This window comes from Actinacidiphila acidipaludis, assembly GCF_019890725.1.
Lineage (GTDB): Bacteria > Actinomycetota > Actinomycetes > Streptomycetales > Streptomycetaceae > Actinacidiphila > Actinacidiphila acidipaludis.
The window spans coordinates 33,569-53,012 of sequence record NZ_JAINZZ010000028.1; the positions used below are offsets into that span (position 1 = coordinate 33,569).

Consider the following 19,444-nt stretch of genomic DNA (forward strand, 5'->3'; position numbering starts at 1 on the left):
GACGCTATCGTCCTTCGTGATCGGCCGGGCCGGAGGGGTCGCCGGACTCGATGATGCGCATTGCGTCCCGCAACGCCTCGCGCTGTTCCGGCGACATCATGCCGAAGAAGTGGACCAGTGCGGCCGCCGGGTTGTCACTCGCCGCCCACGCTTCGTTCATCAGTGCGGCCGAGTATGCCGCTCTCGTCGAAACCGCCTCATAGCGATAAGCGCGGCCTTCCTGGGTGCGGCGCAGCCACCCCTTCTGGCGCAGGTTGTCCATTACGGTCATCACCGTTGTGTAGGCGATGGAACGGTCCCGCGTCAGGTCTTCGAGTACCTCACGAACCGTGACCGGGCGGTTCCACTCCCACACCCTGGTCATCACGGTGTCTTCGAGCTCTCCCAGCGGACGGGGCACACTCGGAATCCTACGGGCCGATAACCGGACATGCCCGAATTGCTACTCCGGCGCGGGCCGGCCGGGCGCCCGGGGGGCGGCTTCCAGGCGGCCGGGAGGAACGCGCGGCCCCACGGGCCGCGACGACGCCGGACGACGCTGCGCGCGCCGTGCTCCCGTGCGGCGCCCTACTCGGCGTCGCCGGTGCGCTGGGCGGCCTCGGCCCGGGCGAACGCGGCGTCGACCGCGGCGTCCTCCTTGGCCTTGTTGGCACCGCCCTGGTTCTTGATGATCGTCACGACCAGCACGGTGAAGAACACGGCCATCACCAGGGGCGGCACGATCGCGGAGAGGTAGTCCATGCCCTCAAGCGTAGCCACGCCCCCCGGGCCGCCCCGCCCCGCCCTCCGTCCCCGGCGAGTGGCGGGTCCGCGGGCGGCCCCGCGCCGGCGCGAACGGCCGCTCGGCGGGCTCGTGATGTCCCCCTTCTGCGAACGGCGCCGGACTCCTCTAGAAAGGGGGCACGGGACTTCCCGCCAGGGACCGGCGGGGGCCGGCCGGGAACGGCCTCCCGGGCGCCTGAGGAGCGGCGGCGCGGCGGCGGCACAGCGGTGACGGAGCGGCGGAAGGGCAGCGCGACGGTGGCAGAGTCAGAGGGCGACCCGCCGATCGGGGTGTTCCTGGACGGGCTGTCGCCGTCCGAGCGCCGCACGCTCGCCGCGGCCGGGTTCGACATGACGCGGCTGCGCGAGCTGGCCGCCACCGAGGCCGGCGCCCGGCAGGTCCGGCACATCGTCAACGAGTTCGCCCTCGCCCCCGTCGACGAGCCCGCGGCGCGCCGCTTCGCGCACGCCGATCCGCCCGGGCTCGCCGACCCACCGGGCCGGGTCGGCGCCTTCTGGGCGCTGTACCTGGGCGGCTCGGCGGCCGTGCTGGTGCTCCTGGGGGTCTGCGTGGTGATGGTCGCGCAGCTCCTGGGGCTGGTGGTGGGCATCGTCGCCTTCACCGGGCTGTTCCTGGTGGGCACGACCGTGCCGCGCTCGCCGTGGAGCCGTCCCGCGTACCTGGCCTCGGTGCCGGCGATGGTCGTCCTGCTGGCCACCACCCTGCTCTACTCCCCCGACTGGTACCTGGCGAGCCGCGGGAGGGACACCGTCGCGACCGTCGAGACCCCGTCCTACCAGTGGGAGCACGGCGCCCGCGTGGCCACCTGCCGGGTGCGGCTGCCGGACGGCTCGGTGCACAGCGTCCGCGGCGGCGGCTCCTGCGCGGACGCGGTGGGACGGCGGCGCCCGGTGGTCTACGACCCGCACGGCCTGGTGGGGCCGGCGTTCGGGCGACGCACCACGCTGGGGTCGAAGAGCCGTGCCGTGGCGGCCGTGGCGGCGGGCATCGCGGCACTGGCTGGTGCGGCGGGGCTGGCGGACGCGGCCCGCCTCCGCGGCGCGCGACGCAGGCGCTGAGGGCCGCGGGGGACGGGGGCCGCCGGAGCCAGGCGGTGGCGCGGCGGGCGCCAGGGCCAGGCGGAGGCGCGGGGACGCCAGAGCCGGGCGCAAGCGCGGGGGACGACGCGGGGGCGCCAGGGCCAGGCGGAGGCGCGGGGGACGACGCGGGGGCGCCAGGGCCGGGCGGTGGCGCGGAGGGCGCGTGGCGGGCCGCTCACGGACGTCCCAGGGGGCGCGGGGCGTCCCCGCCCCGGCGGCTCACGGCGGCCCCTTCATGTCTCCGCGAATTCACGCCTCAGGGGACGGCCCCACAGGACGAAGGGGCCGGGACGGCCGCCGCGGGTGCGGTGGCCGTCCCGGCCCCTCGGAGGCGGCGCCTCGGCGCCGTCCGGGCCCTCGGCGGGGCGTCAGGCGCTGCGGGCCGTCTGGTCGGGTTTGCCGGTGCGGCGGTGCGGGGGCCAGATCTCCGCGGGCGTGGGAGTGCGCGGCTTGTCCGGCGCGGCCGGCTTCGGCTTCTCCTCCGGGGCATGCGCGGGCGCGGGCCCCGGCTTGGGGGCGGGCTTGGGCGCCGGTTCGTCGGCGAGCCCGGGCAGGGTGAGCAGTCGGCGCGGGGCGTGCATATGGGCCTCCAGACGCAGTCGGACATCGTTCTCCGCGAGGGTTTCGCAGCGCCGCAGCAGTGCGGTCCGCCGCCGGCTCTCGGCGGGACCGCAGGGCAGGGCGCGCAGCCGCCGCAGGGCGGCCAGATCGTCGGCGCCGGGCACGTAGCCGGCCGCGAGCGCGGTGATCAGGCGGTCGAGGTAACCGCCGGCGCTGCCCGGGAGTGCCTGCCGGTAGCGGAACAGCTCGTCCAGCAGGAAGGCACGCAGGCGTCCTGACTCGTGCACCGCCTCGTCGAGGGCCTCGGCGAGCCGCAGGCAGTCCTGGACGTACTCGGCCGGGCTGGGGACGGCGGCGGGGGCCGGGGCGGGGGCCGCCGGCGCCGCCGCCCTGCGGCTGGGGTGCAGCACCTCCGCCAGCGCGCGCCGCAGCACGCGCAGTTCGTCCGCGCTGAACGCCATTCCGCCTCGGGTTCCGTGTGGCGTGGGCATGAATGGACTTTAAGTGCTAAGAGGACAAACTTCGCGCAATACGGTATACGCGGTGCGTCGCCGGGATGGGTGTGCCGGAGCGGCGGCCCACCCGGCCCGGCGAGCGCTTGCTTCCGAGGTGAGAGGCCGGTTTCCCCGGCTCCGGCGCCCCTGGTCCCGCGCCGTCCGGCGGCCGGATCCGCGGCCGGCCGAGGCCCGTTCCCGCGCCGGCGGCTGCCCGGTGCCGCACCGGCCGGCGTCCTGTTCGGACACCGGCCGGTGAGCGGGCCGCGGGCCGTACTCGCCCCCGTTCACGCCGAGCGGCGCCGCCGCATCACGAGAGTGCTCCCGGCCACGAGGGCGATGACGGCGCCGCTGGTGATCAGCGCGATCCCGGCCGTCCCGGTCGCGGCGAGCCCGCCGTGCTCCGGCGTGCCGCCGGTGCTCCCCGAGGTGCCGGACGTGCCCGAGGCGCCGCCGGACGAGCTCCCGCCGGAGCTGCCGCCGGAAGAGGACGTACCGCCGGAAGCGGTGGCGCTTCCGGACGACCCGCCGGCGGTCGTCCCGCCGGACGTGCCGGTGCCGGTTCCGGTGACCACCAGGGTGACGACGGCCGTGTTGTCGGCGGGGTTGTCGTCCACCCCGGCGGGCGGCACGACCTCGATGGTGCCGGACGCGCCGGGCACCTTCCTGTCGATGTGCACGCGCAGGATCTGGCCGAAGCCGTCGGGGCCGAACGGGCAGGTCACGGTCCGCCCGGACGTCGGGGCGCAGTACAGCGCCTCGCTCTCCTCGTCCGGTCCCGGCACGAGGGCGTGGGTGCCCTCCGGCAGCGTCACGATCTGCGGGTCCTTGACCGTCACCGGCCCGTTGTCCCGGTTGTCCGTCGGGTAGGGCACCTGGACGTCGAGGGTCTGGCCGACCGCGCCCCTGATGGTGAACGGCGTGGCCGCGTAGTCGGTCTTGTCGCCGCCCGGCGCGGTGTACTGCGCGGTGTAGTCGGTGCCCGCGGTGAGCGCGCTCTCGTCGGTGGGCTTGAGGGCCAGCGGCCCGGCGGTGCCGTGGGGCGCGTCGGCCGGCAGTTCGGTGGCCCACTCGGGCGGGTTGCCGGTGGGCCACACGTCGTAGCCCACGGTCAGTCCGGTGGCGCCGGACGGCGCGGTGAACGTGAACTGCCCGTCGGTGGTGAACGCCTGGCCGGGCCGCAGCGTCACCGTGAAGTCGCACTCCGCCGCGGTGGGCTGATCCGCCTTGTTGTAGCGGCAGTTGCTGAACTCGCGCGTGGTGGGCGCCGATCCGTGGACCCACACGGTCATGCCCTGGGCGACGGCGACGTCACCGCGGTTGCCGAACGCCGGCGCCACACCGGCCGATCCGCCGGTCAGCGGCCCCGAGGCGCCCGGCAGGACGCTGAACCCCGGCCGGCCCACGATCACCTGCGTGCTGCGCGTGACCGTGGCCGCGTTGCCGGCGGTGACCGTCATGGTGAGCGCCCCCGCGTCGCCGACCGGCGTCCCGGCCCGGGCGGTCAGGGTGACCGGCGCCAGTTCGGTGCGCTGGTAGAAGTCGCCCAGCGGGCAGGTGACCACCAGGTCCTTCAGCGCGCAGCTCCCGGCGCCGGAGGCGAGGGACACGTCCACGCCCTTCAGCGCCGACAGGTCGAAGGCGGCCGTGGCGCCCTTGATGTCCAGCTCGTCACCCGTGCTGTCGGTGCTCCCCGACGCGAGGGCCACCCCGAACGCCGGGGTGTGGCCGGTGTCGCCGTCGCTCGGCACGAAGTACGTCTGCGGGTCCGCCATGACCCGGATCGTCACCTGGCCCGCGCCGTCCGCCCAGGCGCCCCCGGCGGTCCCGAGGGCGACGAGCCCCATCGCGGCGGCCACCGCCGCGGCCCTGCCCGAAAACCCGCTGCGGGAAAGGCTCTTGAGACCCCCGCCGGGGATCCCTCTGCCGGAAAAACCCATCGCCCCCACTCCTGCTGTCGTCCGTCTGCCGGACAAGACACGGACGCGGGGGCTTTGGTTGTACGCCCGCGGGCACCCCGAACGGGGCGTCCGGCGCCGCCACGGGTTCAGGTGGTGGACACGTTCCGTTCGTAGACCAGGCGCAGGCCGATCAGCGTGAGCCACGGCTCGTGCGCGTCGATGATCGACGCCTCGCCGAGCACCAGCGGCGCCAGCCCGCCGGTGGCGATGACCGTCACGTCGTCGGGGTCGTCGGCGAGTTCGCGGGCCATCCGCTCGGCGATCCCGTCGGCCTGCCCGGCGAAGCCGTAGAGGATGCCGGACTGCATGGCCTCGATGGTGTTCTTGCCGATGACGCTGCGCGGCCGGGCGAGTTCGATCTTCCGCAGCTGCGCGCCGCGCATCCCCAGCGCGTCCACCGAGATCTCGATGCCGGGGGCGATCGCGCCGCCCACGTACTCCCCGCGCGCGGACACCGCGTCGAACGTGGTGGCCGTGCCGAAGTCGACGACGATGCACGGGCCGCCGTAGAGGTGCACGGCGGCCAGCGAGTTGATGATCCGGTCGGAGCCGACCTCCTTGGGGTGGTCGACCAGGATCGGCACCCCGGTCTTGATGCCCGGCTCGACCAGGATCGACGGGACGTCGCCGTAGTAGCGGCGGGTCACCTCGCGCAGCTCGTGCAGCACCGACGGCACGGTCGAGCAGATCGCGATGCCGTCGATGCCGTCCCCGAGGTCGCCGAGCAGCGGGTGCATGCCCATCAACCCCTGCAGCAGGACCGCGAGTTCGTCCGCGGTCCGCCGTGAGTCGGTGGAGATCCGCCAGTGCTCGACGATCTCCTCGCCGTCGAACAGCCCCAGGACGGTGTGCGTGTTGCCGACGTCGATGGTGAGCAGCATCCGCCTTACGCTTCCGCTCGCAGGTCCAGGCCGATGTCCAGGATCGGGGAGGAGTGCGTGAGCGCGCCCACCGCGAGGAAGTTGACGCCGGTGTCCGCGTAGGCGCGGGCGTTGTCCAGCGTCAGCCGACCGGAGGACTCCAGGAACGCCTGGCCGCCGACGATCGCGACGGCCTCGGCGGTCTCCGCGGGCGTGAAGTTGTCCAGCAGGATCAGGTCGGCGCCGGCGTCCAGCACCTCCCGCACCTGGTGCAGGGTGTCCACCTCGACCTCGATGGCGACGCCCGGGAACTCCTCGCGGACCAGCTTGAACGCCGCGGCGACGCCGCCCGCCGCGACCACGTGGTTGTCCTTGACCAGGGCCGCGTCCGACAGCGACATGCGGTGGTTGACCCCGCCGCCGCAGCGCACCGCGTACTTCTCCAGGGCCCGCAGCCCCGGCGTGGTCTTGCGGGTGTCGCGCACCTGCGTCGTGGTGCCCTCCAGCGCGTCCACCCAGCGGGCGGTGGTGGTGGCGATCCCGGACAGCCGGCACAGCAGGTTCAGCGCGCTGCGCTCGGCGGTGAGCAGGTCGCGGGTGCGGGTGCGCACGGTCAGCAGCTTCTGCCCGGCCTCGACGCGGTCGCCGTCCTCGACGTGCCGCTCGACCTCGAACTCGTCGGTGCACACCACCGACAGCACGGCCTCGGCGATGTGCAGCCCGGCGACCGTGCCGGCCTCACGGGCGGTGAAGTCGCCGGCCGACCGGGAGTCCTCGGCGACGGTCGCCACCGTGGTGATGTCCACGCCCTGGTCGAGGTCCTCCTCGATCGCCATGTGCGCGATGTCCTCGACCTGGACGGGGTCGAGCCCGGCCTCGGCGAGGAGCTGCGCCAGGTCCGGGTCCAGGCCGCACTCCAGCGGGTCGAGGTCGAAGTCCTCGCCGGCGCCGCAGCCGCAGCCGTCGCCGCAGCCGCCGGCCTCCGCCGGGGGGCCGAGGGTCGGCAGCGGGAGCGAGACGGGCTGGGGACGGTCGGGGGTGCTCACGAGAACTCCTTCGGTGCGGCATGCGGCCGGGCGGGTGCCTGGGCCGGGCCTGAGGTCGGTGCCGGCGCGACCGCGGTTCCCGGCGCCGGGTGCGGGGCGGCCGCCCCATCATCCCCGATCCCGGGAGGGCGTGTGCCCTCGAAGTCGGGGCCCGCGGTGGTCCGCACCTCCAGTGTGCGGTGCGGGGTCAGCCGGATCACCAGATGCCGGCTCCACCGGTCGTCGTCGCGCTCGGGGCGGTCCTCCCGCCAGTGGCAGCCGCGGGTCTCCTCGCGGCGCCGGGCGGCGGCGACAAGCACCCGCGCCACCAGGCTCAGGTTCGTCGCCTCCCAGGTCTCCACGCACGGCTCGGCCGTCTTGCCGTCCCGGTCGTACGCCTCCACGGCGGCGGTCTGCAGGCGCTCCAGCGCGCCCGCGGCCACCGTCAGGCTCTCGGCGCTCCGCAGCACCCCGGCGCCCGCGCTCATGATCCGCTGGACCTCGAACCGCGCCTCGGACGCGAGCAGCGGGTCGCCGTGGACGCCCTGGGTGCCCTGGGCGCCGCCGGACGTCCCCGGCACCACCGGGTCCCCGGCGGCGGCCGGGTGGGCGGCGATGTCGGCGGCGATCCGCTCGGCGAACACCAGGCCCTCCAACAGCGAGTTCGACGCCAGCCGGTTCGCGCCGTGCACGCCGGTGCAGGCGACCTCACCGCACGCGTACAGGCCCGGCACCGTGGTGCGGCCCCGCAGGTCGGTGCGCACCCCGCCGGAGGCGTAGTGCGCGGCGGGCGCCACCGGGATGGGCTGCGTGACCGGGTCGATGCCGTGCGCCCGGCAGGCGGCCAGGATCGTCGGGAAGCGCTGCTCCCACATCGCGGCGCCGAAGTGCCGGGCGTCGAGGAACATGTGCTCGGCGCCGGTCTCCTGCATCCGGCGCATGATGCCCTTGGCGACGATGTCACGCGGCGCCAGCTCGGCCAGCTCGTGCTGCCCGACCATGAAGCGCACGCCCTCGGCGTCCACCAGGTGCGCGCCCTCGCCGCGGACCGCCTCCGAGACCAGCGGCTGCTGGCCCTCGGCGTCCGGCCCCAGCCACAGCACCGTCGGGTGGAACTGCACGAACTCCAGGTCGCTGACCTCGGCGCCCGCGCGCAGCGCCAGCGCCACCCCGTCGCCGGTGGACACCGCCGGGTTGGTGGTGGCGGAGAAGACCTGGCCCATGCCGCCGGTCGCCAGCACCACCGCGGGCGCGCGCACCGCGCCCACGCCGTCGCGGGCGCCGGCGCCCATGACGTGCAGGGTCACACCGGCGGTCCGGCCCTCGGCATCGGTGAGCAGGTCCAGGACCAGGGCGTTCTCGACGAACTCGATGCCGGCGTCGCGGACGGCGGCGATCAGCGCGCGGGAGACCTCGGCGCCGGTGGCGTCACCGCCGGCGTGCGTGATGCGGCGCCTGCGGTGGCCGCCCTCGCGGGTCAGCAGCAGTTCGCCGCTCCCCGTGTCGGTGTCGAAGTGCGCGCCGGTGGCGATCAGCCGGCGCACCGCGTCCGGGCCCTCGGTCACCAGGGTCCGCACCGCCGGCTCGTCGCACAGGCCGGCGCCGGCCACCAGGGTGTCCTCCAGGTGCTGGTCCGGGGTGTCGCCGTCGCCCAGCGCGGCCGCGATGCCGCCCTGCGCCCAGCGGGTCGAACCGTCGTCGAGGTGGGCCTTGGTCACCACGGTCACCTTGGCGCCCGAGGCGGCGCACCGCAGCGCCACCGTGAGCCCGGCGACGCCGGAGCCGACCACGACCACGTCCGCATCGACGGACCAGCCGGGCGGCGGGGCGGTCAGGCGTATGCCGGTGCTGCTGCCGGCGCCCTCGGGGCGTCCGGAGGTCCAGGTGGCGGTCATTCGGGGGCTCCGAACTCCAGGGGGATGTTGTCGATCAGCCGCGTCGTGCCGACCCTCGCGGCGACGGCGAGCACCGCCGGTCCGGTGTGGCCGGGCGCGGCGTCGGTGAAGTCGGCGGGGTCGACGAGCGCGGCGTAGTCCAGCCGGACCGGCGGCTCCATCGACGCGGCGTGCTCCAGCACCGCCCGCGCCGCGCCCAGGGCCGCGACCGGGCCCTGGGGCGACGCCTCCAGGCCGGCGAACAGCGCCCGGGACAGCTCGCGGGCCGAGACCCGCTCGGCCTCGGACAGGTAGCGGTTGCGGCTGGACAGCGCGACGCCGTCGGGCTCGCGGACGGTCGGGACGCCGACGACGTCCACGGGGAAGTTCAGGTCGGTGACCATCCGGCGGATCAGCGCGAGCTGCTGGGCGTCCTTCTGGCCGAAGAACGCGGCCTGCGGACGGGTCAGGTGCAGCAGCTTGGCGACGACGGTGAGCATGCCGTCGAAGTGGCCGGGCCGGGAGGCGCCCTCGAACCGCTCACCCATCGGGCCGGCCGAGATCCGCACCTGCGGCTCGCCGCCCGGGTACACCTCGTCGGCGTCCGGGGCGAAGACCACGTCCGCGCCGGCCTGCTCGGCCAGCTTCACGTCCGCATCCAGGGTGCGCGGATAGCGGTCGAGGTCCTCGTTCGGCCCGAACTGCAGCGGGTTGACGAACACGCTGACCGTCACCGGGCCGTCACCCGCCCGGGCGCGCGCCGCCCGGATCAGCGAGGCGTGCCCCTCGTGGAGGGCGCCCATCGTCATGACCACGGCGGCGGCCGGAGCGAGGTCGGCGGCGTGGTGCACCAGTGCGGTCATCGGGTCCCCTCGTCGGCGAGGGCGCCGAGCAGCGCCTCCGCGTACTCCGCTTTCAGCATGCCGTTGGCGAGCGCGCGGTCCGCGGTCGCGCGGGCCATCGCGACGTACGAGGCGACGGTCTCCGGCGCGTGCTGCCGCAACTGCTCCAGGTGGGCGACGACGGTGCCGGCGTCGCCGCGGGCGACCGGGCCGGTCAGGGCCGCGTCCCCGGAGCGCAGGGCGTTGTCCAGGGCCGCGCCGAGCAGCGGGCCGAGCATCCGGCCCGGCTCCTGAACGCCGGCCGTGCGCAGCAGGTCCATCGACTGGGCGATGAGCGTGACCATGTGGTTCGCGCCGATCGCCAGCGCCGCGTGGTAGAGCGGCCGGGCGGACTCCTCGATCCACTCCGGCTCGCCGCCCATCTCGATGACCAGCGCCTCCGCGGCCAGCCGCAGCTCACCCGGGGCCGTCACCCCGAACGTGCAGCCGTTCAGCCGCTGGACGTCCACGCGCGAGCCGGTGAACGTCATCACCGGGTGCAGGGCCATCGGCAGGGCGCCGGCCCGCAGCGCCGGATCGAGGACGGCGGCGCCGTACCGGCCGGAGGTGTGCACCAGGAGCTGGCCCGGGCGGATCGCGCCGGTCTCGGCCAGGCCCCCCACCAGGTCGGGCAGCGCGTCGTCCGGCACGGTCAGCAGGACGAGGTCGGCGTTCTCCAGCACGGCGGCGGGTTCCACCAGGGGCACGCCCGGCAGGATGGCCTCGGCGCGGCGGCGCGAGGCGTCGGACACTCCGGAGGCGGCCACCGGGCGGTGGCCCGCCAGGCCCAGCGCGGCGGTGAGGGTGGCGCCCACGCGCCCGACCCCCACGACCCCCACGGCCAGCCTCGCCGGCTTCTCCTCGACGACCACGTTGCCTCCCGGCTGTCCTTCTCGTCAATCCTACGCGAAGGCGCTCGGCGCTGAGCCTTCCCCTCCTGCGTCCCCCCTCACACTTCCCCGGCACTCCGCCCGGGCCCCTTCCGGCTCGGGGTGCCCCCTGGGGTGCGTTCCCGTCCTCCGCCCGGTGGTGGGTTGCCCGCGCAGTTCCCCGCGCCCCTTCGGGGCCCGTCCTGCCCCTTGCGGGTGCGTTGCCGACTGCTGCGCCGTCGTGGCTTGTCGCGTTGGGGGCACCTCCCGGACGAAGTCTGGGGGACCCCGCGCCCCTGTTTCACGTGCCGTTCGTCCGCACGTTGGGGCAGTCCGGAAGCGTCTCCTCGGACTCGTGCGTGCACCGTTCTCACGAAGGGGCTGGGCGGGTGGGTGCACAAGTCCTTGCGGGGAGCGCTTCCTCCCCACCCCCCAGCAGTCCATGGGGCCGCCGGGGCAGTACAGGGGTACCCCGGTAACACCCCCTGCGGCACTCGTCGCTGCCAGGGGTGGGGAGGAAGCGCTCCCCGCAGGAATGTGCATCCGCCCGACCAGCCGAAAGGAAGTACCCGTCATGCACAGTCCGAGGAGACGCTTCCGGACTGCCCCCAACAAGTGAACGAACGGCAAGCGATAACAGGGGCGCGGGGTCCCCCAGACTTCGTCCGGGAGGTGCCCCCAACGCGACAAGCCCACCACCGGGCAGAGGACGGGAACGCACCGCAAGGGGCAGGACGAGCCCCGATAGGGGCGCGGGGAACGGCGCGACAAGCCAGAGCCGGGGGGGCAGCCGGCAGACAAGGCCGGGGGCAACCCGGGAGCCGGGAAGGGGTCCGGGGGAACCCGGAGTGGGGGAAGCGCGCCGCAGGCGAAGGTCCACCTTGGGGCGTAGACCAGATCGCTCTGCGGGGTGACCCCGTCACGGGTTCCCATGCCTACGCTGGGTTATGTGCAGCGCGTCTACGACTACTTCCGACGGCACCCGACAGGGGTCGACACCTTCTGGGCTGTCGTCCTGCTGGCGGCCTGCGCCGCCTGGATCGTCGCCGACCCGAAACCCTCCCTGGCCGCGAAAGCCGCCGCGATCCCCCTCTCCTTCGCGCTGGCCGCCGTCGTGGCCCTGCGCCGCCGCGCGCCGGAGCACATGCTGTTCGTGGCCATCGCCACCGGCCTCGCCCAGCTCGCGCTGAACGTCGAGACCAACCCGGGCGACGCCGCGTTCCTGGTGATCATCTACACGTGTGCCTCGACGGGCGAACGCTGGTCCTCCCGGCTCGCCCTGGTCGCGGGCCTGGCCGCGGCCCCGCTGTCGATGCTGCGCTGGCCGCCGCACGAGCGGGGCTCCACGATCTGGACGACCCTGTTCCAGACGCTGCTGCTGACCGTGATCTTCGCCTGCGCCTGGGTCGTCGGCGACCGGCTGAGAACGCGTCGCGCCTACTACGCGGAGCTGGAGGAACGGGCGGCGCGCCTGCACCGGGAGCGCGAGGCGCAGTCCAAGGCCGCGGTCGCCGCGGAACGGGCGCGGATCGCCCGGGAGCTGCACGACGTCGTGGCGCACAACGTCTCGGTGATGGTCGTCCAGGCGGACGGCGCCGCCTATGTGCTGGACGCCGCGCCGGACCAGGCCAAGCAGGCGCTGGAGACCATCTCGACGACCGGCCGCCAGGCGCTGGCCGAGATGCGCCGGCTGCTGGGCCTGCTGCGGGCCGGGGACGACGCCGGCGGCGAGTACGTGCCGCAGCCCGGGGTGGACCAGCTCGCCGACCTCATCGACCAGGTCCGCGGCGCCGGCCTGCCCGTGCGGTTCGAGGTCGCCGGCGAGGCCCGTCCGCTGTCCAGCGGCGTCGAGCTGACCGCGTACCGCATCGTGCAGGAGGCGCTGACCAACGTCCGCAAGCACGGCGGCGACGGCGCCAGCGCCAACGTGATGCTGGACTTCGGGGACGCCGCCCTGGACCTGCTGATCGAGGACGACGGCCTGGGCGCGGGCCAGGAGACGCTCGCCCAGGGCGGCCGGGACGGCCTGGGCCAGGGCCTGATCGGCATGCGCGAACGCATCGGCATGATCGGCGGGACCCTGGACGCCGGACCCCGTCCCGGCGGCGGTTTCCGGATCAGCGCGGTGCTGCCGCTGAAGACCGGCCGCTGACCCCGGGGCCGCGCCGGCCCCACCGACCCCGACCGACCGACCACACCGAAGGGACCCCACTCCATGGCGATCCGCGTCATGCTCGTCGACGACCAGGTGCTGCTCCGCACCGGCTTCCGGATGGTGCTGGCCGCCCAGCCGGACATGGAGGTGGTCGCCGAGGCGGGGGACGGCGCGGAGGCACTGGAGGTGCTGCGGCACACCAAGGTCGACGTCGTGCTGATGGACGTGCGCATGCCGCGGCTGGACGGCGTGGAGGCGACCCGCCGGATCTGCGGCGGCGACCGGGTGCCCGGCGAGGGCTCCCCGCGCGTCCTGATCCTGACCACGTTCGACCTGGACGAGTACGCGTTCGCCGCGCTCAAGGCGGGCGCGAGCGGCTTCATGCTCAAGGACGTGCCGCCGGACGAGCTGCTGGGCGCGATCCGCGCGGTGCACAGCGGGGACGCGGTGGTCGCCCCGAGCACCACCCGCCGCCTGCTCGACCGTTTCACGCCGATGCTCCCCGGCACCGGCGGCGAGCAGCGCCACCCGGAGATCGACAAGCTCACCGAGCGCGAACGCGAGGTGCTGCTGCTCGTAGCGCAGGGCCTGTCCAACGGCGAGGTGGCGCAGAAGCTGGTGCTCTCGGAGGCCACTGTGAAGACGCACGTGGGCCGCATCCTGACCAAGCTCGGCCTGCGCGACCGGGTCCAGGCCGTGGTCCTGGCGTACGAGTCCGGCCTGGTTCGGGCGGGCGGCGGGAATTTCTGAGACGGCGCACGCGTCTTGACGGTTCGACAGATGCTGGAGTGAAACGGAACCACACACGGGGAGAACCGATGCGCGCCATCGTCATCGAGGAGTTCGGGGGACCCGAGGTCCTCAGGGTCGCCGACATACCCGAACCGGAGCCGGGGCCGGGCGAGGTCACCATCGACGTCGCCTACGCCGGGGTCAACTTCGCCGACGTGAAGGCGCGTTCCCAGGGCTACCGGGTGGAGTCGCTGCCCTTCCGCCCGGGCCTGGAGGTGTCCGGGACGGTCCGCGCGGTCGGTGCGGGCGTCACCGGGTTCGCCCCGGGCCAGGAGGTCGGCGCGTTCCTCGACGGCGGCGGCTACGCCGAGGTCGTGGCGGCGCCCGCGGCGACGGTGTTCGCGGCGCCCGAGGGCCTGTCGCTGCGGACCTTCGCCACCCTGCCCAGCGTGCTCCCCACCGCCTACGGCCTGCTGCACGAGGTCGGGCGGCTGCGCGAGGGCGACACCGTGCTGGTCCAGGGCGCGGCCGGCGGCGTCGGCACCGTCGCGGGCCAACTGGCCAGGATGGGCGGCGCGTCGGCGGTCTACGGCGTGGTGTCCTCGCTGGACAAGGCCGAGCACGCCCTGAAGTCCGGCTACGACCAGGTGTTCACGACGGACAGCTTCGACACGGACGTGCTCGCGGCGACCGGCGGCCGGGGCGTCGACATCGCGCTCGACCCGGTGGGCGGCGAGACCTTCCGCCGCACCCTCGCGGTCGTCGGCCGGTTCGGCCGCCTGGTGTCGTTCGGCAACGCCGGCTCCGACGAACCGTGGTCGATCGGCCCGGCCGAGACGTACCCGCTGGCGATCTCCGTGGCCGGCTTCTCGATCCTCAGCATGGCCGCGGCCGACCCGCGGCGGCTGCGCGAGATCGCCGCGGCGGCCTTCCGCACGGTCACCGAGGGCGGGGTGGAGCTGCCGGTGAGCGCGGAGTTCGCGCTGGAGGACGCGGCGGAGGCGCACCGGCTGGTGGAGTCCCGGACCAGCACCGGCAAGCTGCTGCTGCGGATCTGAGGCCGCCGCACCCCGGTCGGGCGCGGCGGCCCGCCGATCAGGCGCCGGCGGCCTGCGTACTGCCGGCGGCCTCGGTCACGCAGTGGGCGAAGTCGGCGGCCGCCGCCCGCACGTCGTCCTCGGTCCACTCCAGCGCCGAGGCCGCCACGGTGATCTCGGTCGTGGACAGGCCCGGCAGGCCCGGCTCGTGGAACTGCCCGGTGCCGAGGAGGCTCTGTCCGGTCTGCTCGGCCTGCCGGATCGACGCCTCGTTCAGCACGTCCGCCGGGCAGGGCAGCCACAGCTGGAACTGGTGGGTGTGCGGCACCTCCGGATGGACCCGGGGCACCGGCACGCCGGCCGCCGCCAGGCCCTCCCGCAGCGCCCGCGCGACGGGCTTGGCGTGCGCCACGTACGTGGGCAGGCGCGGCAGTTCGGTGTCCAGCCCGGCGTGCGCGGCCAGGACCACGGGGAACTGCTCGAACAGCATGCCGCCGTAGCGGTGCCGCCACGCCTTGGCCTCCGCGACCAGCTCGGCCGAGGCGGCGAGCATCGCGCCGGACAGGCCCTCCAGCGACTTGTAGAAGCTGACGTACACGCTGTCGGCGAGGCCGGCGATCTCCGGGAGGGTCCGGCCGAAGTGCGGGGTGCACTCCCACAGCCGGGCGCCGTCGAGGTGCACGACCGCGTCGGCCTCCCGCGCCGCCGCCACGGTCGCGGTCAGCTCGTCCCAGGTGGGCAGCACGAAACCGGCGTCCCGCAGCGGCAGTTCGATCATCAGCGTGCCGAACGGCTCCTCCATGTCCCGCACCTCGTCGGCCGAGGGCAGGCGGGGGCTCGTGGTGGGGTGCACGGTGCGCAGGCCGGTGACGGTCTGCAGGGCGCCGCGCTCGTGCACCTCGGGGTGCGCGAGCGGGTGCAGGGCGACCACCGGGTTGCCGGTACGGCCGGCCCAGGCGCGCAGGGCGACCTGCTGGGCCATCGTCCCGGTCGGGAAGAACGCGGCGTCGGGCATGCCGAGGAGTTCCGCGACGCGCAGCTCCAGCTCCCGCACGACGCCGTCGCCGTAGTGGTCGGCCTGACCGTCGCCGGCCGCCGCCGCGAGCTGCCGCAGCTTGTCCCGCATCCCCGGCCGCACCGGCCGGCTCAGCACCCGCCGGCACGACGCGACCGCGGCCGTCCGCCGCGCCCTGACCTCACCCTTGTCCATCCCCCGATCCTCCCCCATCCCGGATGCCGCCCACCCGCAGGGGCCCCGGGGAACCACCCCGCCCGGGCAGGACGGGCCCCGGGCCTGGGCGCTAGCCCGCCCGGCGGTGGTTCGGCCGGGACGACCGGCTCCGCTTCTCCACGTACATCCGCTGGTCCGCGGAGTGCAGGACCTCTTCGGTGGTCATGCCGCAGCCCGCCCAGCCGATGCCGAAGCTCGCCCCGACCCGCACCGCGCGTCCGTCCACCCGGATCGGCGGGATGATCGCGTTGCGCAGCCGCACCGCGAGGTCCGCCGCGTCGGCGGGGGCCAGCCCGTCGGCGAGCACCACGAACTCGTCGCCGCCCAGGCGCGCGACCGTGTCGCCGTCCCGCACCGCGCCGGTGAGCCGCCGCGCCACCTCGATGAGGACCGCGTCCCCGGTGTGGTGCCCGAACCGGTCGTTGATGGACTTGAAGCCGTCGAGGTCGCAGAAGAGCACCGCGAGGCCCTTGTGGGCGGACTCCTCGTCGTTCTCGTCCGGCGGGACCGCGTGGGTGTGGGAGTCCAGCGCACCGAGCGGCGCGGCCAGTTCGTCGGGCCCGTAGCCGTACGAGAACGCGAACTCGTCCAGCCCCTCGATGTCGCCGCCGAGCGCGACGGCCTCGCGGGCGTCGCGGTCCTGGGGCCGTGAGCAGAGCCGCGCGGACAGCCGGGCCCGCAGCTCGGCGCTGTTGGGCAGGCCGGTCAGCGAGTCGTGGCTGGCGCGGTGGGCGAGCTGCAGCTCGCGGCTCTTGCGCTCCTCGATGTCCTCGACGTGGGTGAGCAGGAACCGGGGTCCGTCCGCGGTGTCGGCCACCACGGAGTTGCGCAGCGACACCCACACATAGGTGCCGTCGCGGCGGGCGAGCCGCAGTTCGGCGCGGCCCCCCTCCGCGGAGGTCCGCAGCAGCAGCCCGACGTCCTCGGGGTGCACCAGGTCGGAGAAGGAGTACCGCCGCATGGTGGACGCGGAGCGCCCCAGCAGGCGGCACAGCGCGTCGTTGGCCCGCAGCAGCTTGCCGTGCTGGTCGCCGCCCATCTCGGCTATGGCCATGCCGCTCGGCGCGTACTCGAAGGCCTGGCGGAAGCTCTCCTCGCTGGCCCGCAGCGCCTGCTGGTCGCGTTCCAGCCGGACCAGCGCGCGCTGCATGTTCGCCCGCAGCCGGGCGTTGCTGATCGCGATGCCGGACTGGAACGCGTACATCTGCAGCGCCTCGCAGCCCCAGGGGCCCGGGTGCCGGCCGGTGCTCGGCTGGTCGACCGATATGACGCCGATCAGCTCGCCGCCGACGGCCGAGGACGAGTACATCGGCGCGTAGAGGCGGTCGCCGGGGTGCCATTCGTCGGCGAACCGGGGCAGCGGCCCCTCGGTGTGCCACTGCGGCACGTCGTCGTCGATGAGCACCCAGCCCTCGGTGTGCGGGATGAACCGCAGCGTGCCCCAGCGCTCGCCCATGGACAGCCGCCGCTCCCAGGACGCGCGGGAGCCGACCCGCCCGGCCAGCAGCGCCTCGCCCGCCGCGCTGCCGGCGAACGCGGCCACGACCAGATCGCCGTCCGGGCGCACCAGATTGACCGCGGCGAGTTCGTAGCCGAGGCCGCGCACCACCCCGTCGGCGACGGCCTGCAACGTGTCGGCGAGACTGCGCGCGGTGTTGAGGTCCGCGACGACCTGGTGCAGCTGGCGCAGGGTCGCGAGGCGGACATACGGCTCCGAATCGGTGTCCATGCCCCTCTCCACGCCCTCGTCGGCGGCTCCCGTGATGACTTCCGGTCCTCGCTCTTCCAGGTCTTTGCGGCTAAACGCATGCGCACTCATCCGATTACATCGCCACTGAATCACAGCGAGCTGTACGGCCGGTACAGAGGGTCAACAATTCCTCCCCCTTGTGACTCAAGTCACATCATCGGGTAAGCAGTTGAACACACAACGTAGAGCTTTGGTCCTAGGACCTGCCATCCGGGTTCGGGACCACGGTCCGATGCGGGGCCGTTCTACCGACCCGTAACGTGAGGAGCGTGCTTCCCACTTCTCCAGGACGGCATTCTGGGACCACCATGGGTCCCACCGCCAGCATCGACGACTTCCGCGCCGCCATGACCCGCCTCGCCGCGGGCGTGGTGCTCATCACGGCCCACGACGCCGATGACCCTCCGCGGGGCGAGGACGTCGGCATGACCGCGACCGCCTTCATGTCGGTGTCCCTGGAGCCGCCCCTGGTACTGGTGAGCGTACGCGTCGGCTCGCGGATGGACGAGCTGCTGGAACGCCAGCCGCGGTGGGCGGTGTCGGTGCTCAGCGAGAGCCAGCGGCACATCGCCGGACGGTTCGCGATGCGCGGCCGGATCAGCGACCGCCTGCTCTTCGAGGACATCGCCTACTACCGTGGCGAGGAGTCGGGCGCGCCCATCCTGGGCGGGGCGCTGGCGATACTCGAGTGCGAGACCGAACAGCGGGTCGTCGCCGGGGACCACACACTGCTGATCGGCCGGGTCATGACCGCCCGCACCCCCAGCGCGGACGGCGGCCCGCTCACCTACTTCCGCGGCCGCTACCGCTACTTGACGTAGGCGCCCGCAAGCCCCCGCAAGCCCCTGCAAGCCCCCGCCGCCGGTCGCTCCCGACGGCCAGGGATTTACGGGGCCCCTGCCCCGGCCGGCTACTCCCAGCCGCCGCGGCGGCCCCGCTTGGTCTCGCCGCGCTGCTTCTTCACCCGCAGCCGGCGCTCGTTGATCCCCCGCGGAATCCTCGTGGGGCGGCGGGCCTTCGGCGGCGGGGCGGTGGCCTGGGCGAGCAGCGCGGCCAGCCGGGCCGCCGCCGCCTCGCGGTTGCGCCACTGCGAGCGGTGCTCCGACGCCCGCACCGTCAGCACCCCGCCGGCCAGCCGGCCGGCGAGGCGCTCCAGCGCCCGCTCCTTCCACACCGGCGGCAGCGCTTCCGTCGCGCCGAGGTCGAACCGCAACTCCACCTGCGTGTCGCTGGTGTTGACGTGCTGCCCGCCCGGTCCCGAGGACCGCGAGAAACGCCACAGGAGCTCGGCCTCCGGCACGGAGACCGAACCGCGGATGACGAGTGGCCCGGACATGCCTCCATGATCCCGCCCCCGCGCTCACTCGTCACGGGGATTTCGCCCGGCTGTGGAACCTGCGGGCGCGCCCCCGCGTATGGAAGGAATGACGGTACTTTCGTCCGGAACACCTACGACCACAAAAGGGGACTTCCCATGGCGGTAAGCCTGACCAAGGGCGGCAACGTCTCGCTGACGAAGGAGGCGCCGGGTCTGACGGCTGTGACGGTCGGCCTGGGCTGGGACGTCCGCACCACCACCGGCACCGACTTCGACCTCGACGCCAGTGCCATCGCCGTCAACGCGACCGGCAAGGTCTACTCGGACGGGCACTTCGTCTTCTTCAACAACAAGCAGAGCCCCGACCAGACCATCGTCCACACCGGCGACAACCGCACCGGCGAGGGCGAGGGCGACGACGAGCAGATCAACGTCAACCTGGCCGGGCTCCCCGCGGACGTCGACAAGATCGTCTTCCCGGTCTCCATCTACGACGCCGAGTCCCGCAGCCAGAACTTCGGGCAGGTCCGCAACGCCTACATCCGCATCATCAACCAGGCCGGCGGCGCCGAGATCGCCCGCTACGACCTGAGCGAGGACGCCGCGACCGAGACCGCCATGGTCTTCGGCGAGCTGTACCGCAACGGCGCCGAGTGGAAGTTCCGCGCGGTCGGCCAGGGCTACGCCTCCGGTCTCGCGGGCATCGCCGGCGACTTCGGCGTCAACCTCTGACGAACGGCCCCCGGCGGACAGCCGCCGGCGAACGGCGGCCCGCCACGGCCTCCGAGCGTCGGTGCCGCACCGGCCCCCGCGTCCCCCTGCCCCGTGCGGGG

The 19,444-nt window shown here is 74.3% G+C and carries 18 protein-coding genes; 6 read left to right on the forward strand and 12 right to left on the reverse strand.

Annotated elements, in window-relative coordinates; genetic code table 11:
* Positions 1–4 precede the first annotated feature (4 nt).
* Together K7862_RS21500 and K7862_RS21505 are read right to left on the reverse strand one after the other, a co-directional pair.
* The gene (locus tag K7862_RS21500) at positions 5–400 is read right to left on the reverse strand and encodes a BlaI/MecI/CopY family transcriptional regulator (protein ID WP_222964963.1); all 396 of its coding nucleotides are present in this window, start codon (positions 398–400) and stop codon (positions 5–7) included.
* A 167-nt stretch (positions 401–567) separates the two neighbouring features.
* Positions 568–741, reverse strand: coding sequence for a hypothetical protein (locus K7862_RS21505; protein WP_222964965.1), 174 nt, complete (start codon positions 739–741; stop codon positions 568–570).
* Between the two features lie 279 nt (positions 742–1,020).
* On the opposite strand from K7862_RS21505, the gene K7862_RS21510 reads away from it, so the two are divergent.
* Positions 1,021–1,842 (forward strand): hypothetical protein, encoded by an 822-nt coding sequence (locus tag K7862_RS21510; protein ID WP_222964967.1) that lies wholly within the window; start codon positions 1,021–1,023, stop codon positions 1,840–1,842.
* A 389-nt stretch (positions 1,843–2,231) separates the two neighbouring features.
* Here the strand turns inward: K7862_RS21510 and K7862_RS21515 are convergent, their stop codons facing one another.
* The 7 genes from K7862_RS21515 to K7862_RS21545 form a co-directional block, all read right to left on the reverse strand.
* Positions 2,232–2,915, reverse strand: a complete 684-nt coding sequence (locus tag K7862_RS21515; RefSeq protein WP_262413564.1) for a hypothetical protein — start codon at positions 2,913–2,915, stop codon at positions 2,232–2,234.
* Between the two features lie 290 nt (positions 2,916–3,205).
* Entirely contained in the window at positions 3,206–4,765 is a 1,560-nt protein-coding gene (locus tag K7862_RS21520; RefSeq protein ID WP_222964969.1) for a hypothetical protein, read from the reverse strand.
* 200 nt (positions 4,766–4,965) lie between these two features.
* The gene (locus K7862_RS21525) at positions 4,966–5,760 is read right to left on the reverse strand and encodes a type III pantothenate kinase (protein WP_222964971.1); all 795 of its coding nucleotides are present in this window, start codon (positions 5,758–5,760) and stop codon (positions 4,966–4,968) included.
* Between the two features lie 5 nt (positions 5,761–5,765).
* Positions 5,766–6,785 (reverse strand): carboxylating nicotinate-nucleotide diphosphorylase, encoded by a 1,020-nt coding sequence (gene nadC, locus K7862_RS21530; RefSeq protein WP_222964973.1) that lies wholly within the window; start codon positions 6,783–6,785, stop codon positions 5,766–5,768.
* The gene (locus K7862_RS21535) at positions 6,782–8,659 is read right to left on the reverse strand and encodes an L-aspartate oxidase (protein ID WP_222964975.1); all 1,878 of its coding nucleotides are present in this window, start codon (positions 8,657–8,659) and stop codon (positions 6,782–6,784) included. The genes nadC and K7862_RS21535 overlap by 4 nt, the downstream gene beginning before the upstream one ends.
* Positions 8,656–9,501, reverse strand: coding sequence for a pantoate--beta-alanine ligase (gene panC / locus K7862_RS21540; RefSeq protein WP_222964977.1), 846 nt, complete (start codon positions 9,499–9,501; stop codon positions 8,656–8,658). Before panC ends, K7862_RS21535 begins: the two co-directional genes overlap by 4 nt.
* Positions 9,498–10,391, reverse strand: a complete 894-nt coding sequence (locus K7862_RS21545; protein WP_222964980.1) for a Rossmann-like and DUF2520 domain-containing protein — start codon at positions 10,389–10,391, stop codon at positions 9,498–9,500. The genes panC and K7862_RS21545 overlap by 4 nt, the downstream gene beginning before the upstream one ends.
* Positions 10,392–11,337: 946 nt before the next feature.
* Here K7862_RS21545 and K7862_RS21550 point away from each other — a divergent pair.
* The 3 genes from K7862_RS21550 to K7862_RS21560 all read left to right on the forward strand — a co-directional run bounded on the left by K7862_RS21550 (position 11,338) and on the right by K7862_RS21560 (position 14,333).
* Complete coding sequence (locus K7862_RS21550; protein ID WP_222965066.1) at positions 11,338–12,540, forward strand: sensor histidine kinase; 1,203 nt, start codon at positions 11,338–11,340, stop codon at positions 12,538–12,540.
* 63 nt (positions 12,541–12,603) lie between these two features.
* The gene (locus tag K7862_RS21555) at positions 12,604–13,293 is read left to right on the forward strand and encodes a response regulator (RefSeq protein WP_222964982.1); all 690 of its coding nucleotides are present in this window, start codon (positions 12,604–12,606) and stop codon (positions 13,291–13,293) included.
* 68 nt (positions 13,294–13,361) lie between these two features.
* A complete protein-coding gene (locus tag K7862_RS21560) occupies positions 13,362–14,333 on the forward strand; it encodes a quinone oxidoreductase family protein (RefSeq protein ID WP_222964984.1) in 972 nt (323 codons plus the stop codon).
* A gap of 37 nt (positions 14,334–14,370) precedes the next feature.
* Here K7862_RS21560 and K7862_RS21565 read toward each other — a convergent pair whose 3' ends face one another.
* Both K7862_RS21565 and cdgB read right to left on the reverse strand, forming a co-directional pair.
* Positions 14,371–15,540, reverse strand: a complete 1,170-nt coding sequence (locus tag K7862_RS21565; RefSeq protein WP_372461615.1) for a threonine aldolase family protein — start codon at positions 15,538–15,540, stop codon at positions 14,371–14,373.
* A 73-nt stretch (positions 15,541–15,613) separates the two neighbouring features.
* Entirely contained in the window at positions 15,614–17,272 is a 1,659-nt protein-coding gene (gene cdgB / locus K7862_RS21570) for a diguanylate cyclase CdgB (RefSeq protein WP_222964988.1), read from the reverse strand.
* Between the two features lie 329 nt (positions 17,273–17,601).
* Here cdgB and K7862_RS21575 point away from each other — a divergent pair, with 329 nt between their 5' ends.
* Complete coding sequence (locus tag K7862_RS21575) at positions 17,602–18,114, forward strand: flavin reductase family protein (protein WP_222964990.1); 513 nt, start codon at positions 17,602–17,604, stop codon at positions 18,112–18,114.
* A gap of 89 nt (positions 18,115–18,203) precedes the next feature.
* Here the strand turns inward: K7862_RS21575 and arfB are convergent, their stop codons facing one another.
* Complete coding sequence (gene arfB / locus K7862_RS21580) at positions 18,204–18,629, reverse strand: alternative ribosome rescue aminoacyl-tRNA hydrolase ArfB (RefSeq protein ID WP_222964992.1); 426 nt, start codon at positions 18,627–18,629, stop codon at positions 18,204–18,206.
* Positions 18,630–18,767: 138 nt separating this feature from the next.
* Here arfB and K7862_RS21585 point away from each other — a divergent pair, with 138 nt between their 5' ends.
* A complete protein-coding gene (locus K7862_RS21585) occupies positions 18,768–19,343 on the forward strand; it encodes a TerD family protein (protein WP_222964994.1) in 576 nt (191 codons plus the stop codon).
* The last annotated feature ends 101 nt before the right edge of the window (positions 19,344–19,444 follow it).

Bases quoted from the DNA above. Each gene is read 5' to 3' on its own strand.
- K7862_RS21535 (WP_222964975.1), bottom strand. From the start codon at position 8,659: ATGACCGCCACCTGGACCTCCGGACGCCCCGAGGGCGCCGGCAGCAGC.
- K7862_RS21515 (WP_262413564.1), bottom strand. From the start codon at position 2,915: ATGCCCACGCCACACGGAACCCGAGGCGGAATGGCGTTCAGCGCGGAC.
- K7862_RS21585 (WP_222964994.1), top strand. From the start codon at position 18,768: ATGGCGGTAAGCCTGACCAAGGGCGGCAACGTCTCGCTGACGAAGGAG.
- K7862_RS21505 (WP_222964965.1), bottom strand. From the start codon at position 741: ATGGACTACCTCTCCGCGATCGTGCCGCCCCTGGTGATGGCCGTGTTC.
- cdgB (WP_222964988.1), bottom strand. From the start codon at position 17,272: ATGGACACCGATTCGGAGCCGTATGTCCGCCTCGCGACCCTGCGCCAG.
- panC (WP_222964977.1), bottom strand. From the start codon at position 9,501: ATGACCGCACTGGTGCACCACGCCGCCGACCTCGCTCCGGCCGCCGCC.
- K7862_RS21560 (WP_222964984.1), top strand. From the start codon at position 13,362: ATGCGCGCCATCGTCATCGAGGAGTTCGGGGGACCCGAGGTCCTCAGG.
- K7862_RS21575 (WP_222964990.1), top strand. From the start codon at position 17,602: ATGGGTCCCACCGCCAGCATCGACGACTTCCGCGCCGCCATGACCCGC.
- arfB (WP_222964992.1), bottom strand. From the start codon at position 18,629: ATGTCCGGGCCACTCGTCATCCGCGGTTCGGTCTCCGTGCCGGAGGCC.
- K7862_RS21525 (WP_222964971.1), bottom strand. From the start codon at position 5,760: ATGCTGCTCACCATCGACGTCGGCAACACGCACACCGTCCTGGGGCTG.
- K7862_RS21555 (WP_222964982.1), top strand. From the start codon at position 12,604: ATGGCGATCCGCGTCATGCTCGTCGACGACCAGGTGCTGCTCCGCACC.
- K7862_RS21565 (WP_372461615.1), bottom strand. From the start codon at position 15,540: ATGGGGGAGGATCGGGGGATGGACAAGGGTGAGGTCAGGGCGCGGCGG.
- K7862_RS21520 (WP_222964969.1), bottom strand. From the start codon at position 4,765: ATGGGGCTCGTCGCCCTCGGGACCGCCGGGGGCGCCTGGGCGGACGGC.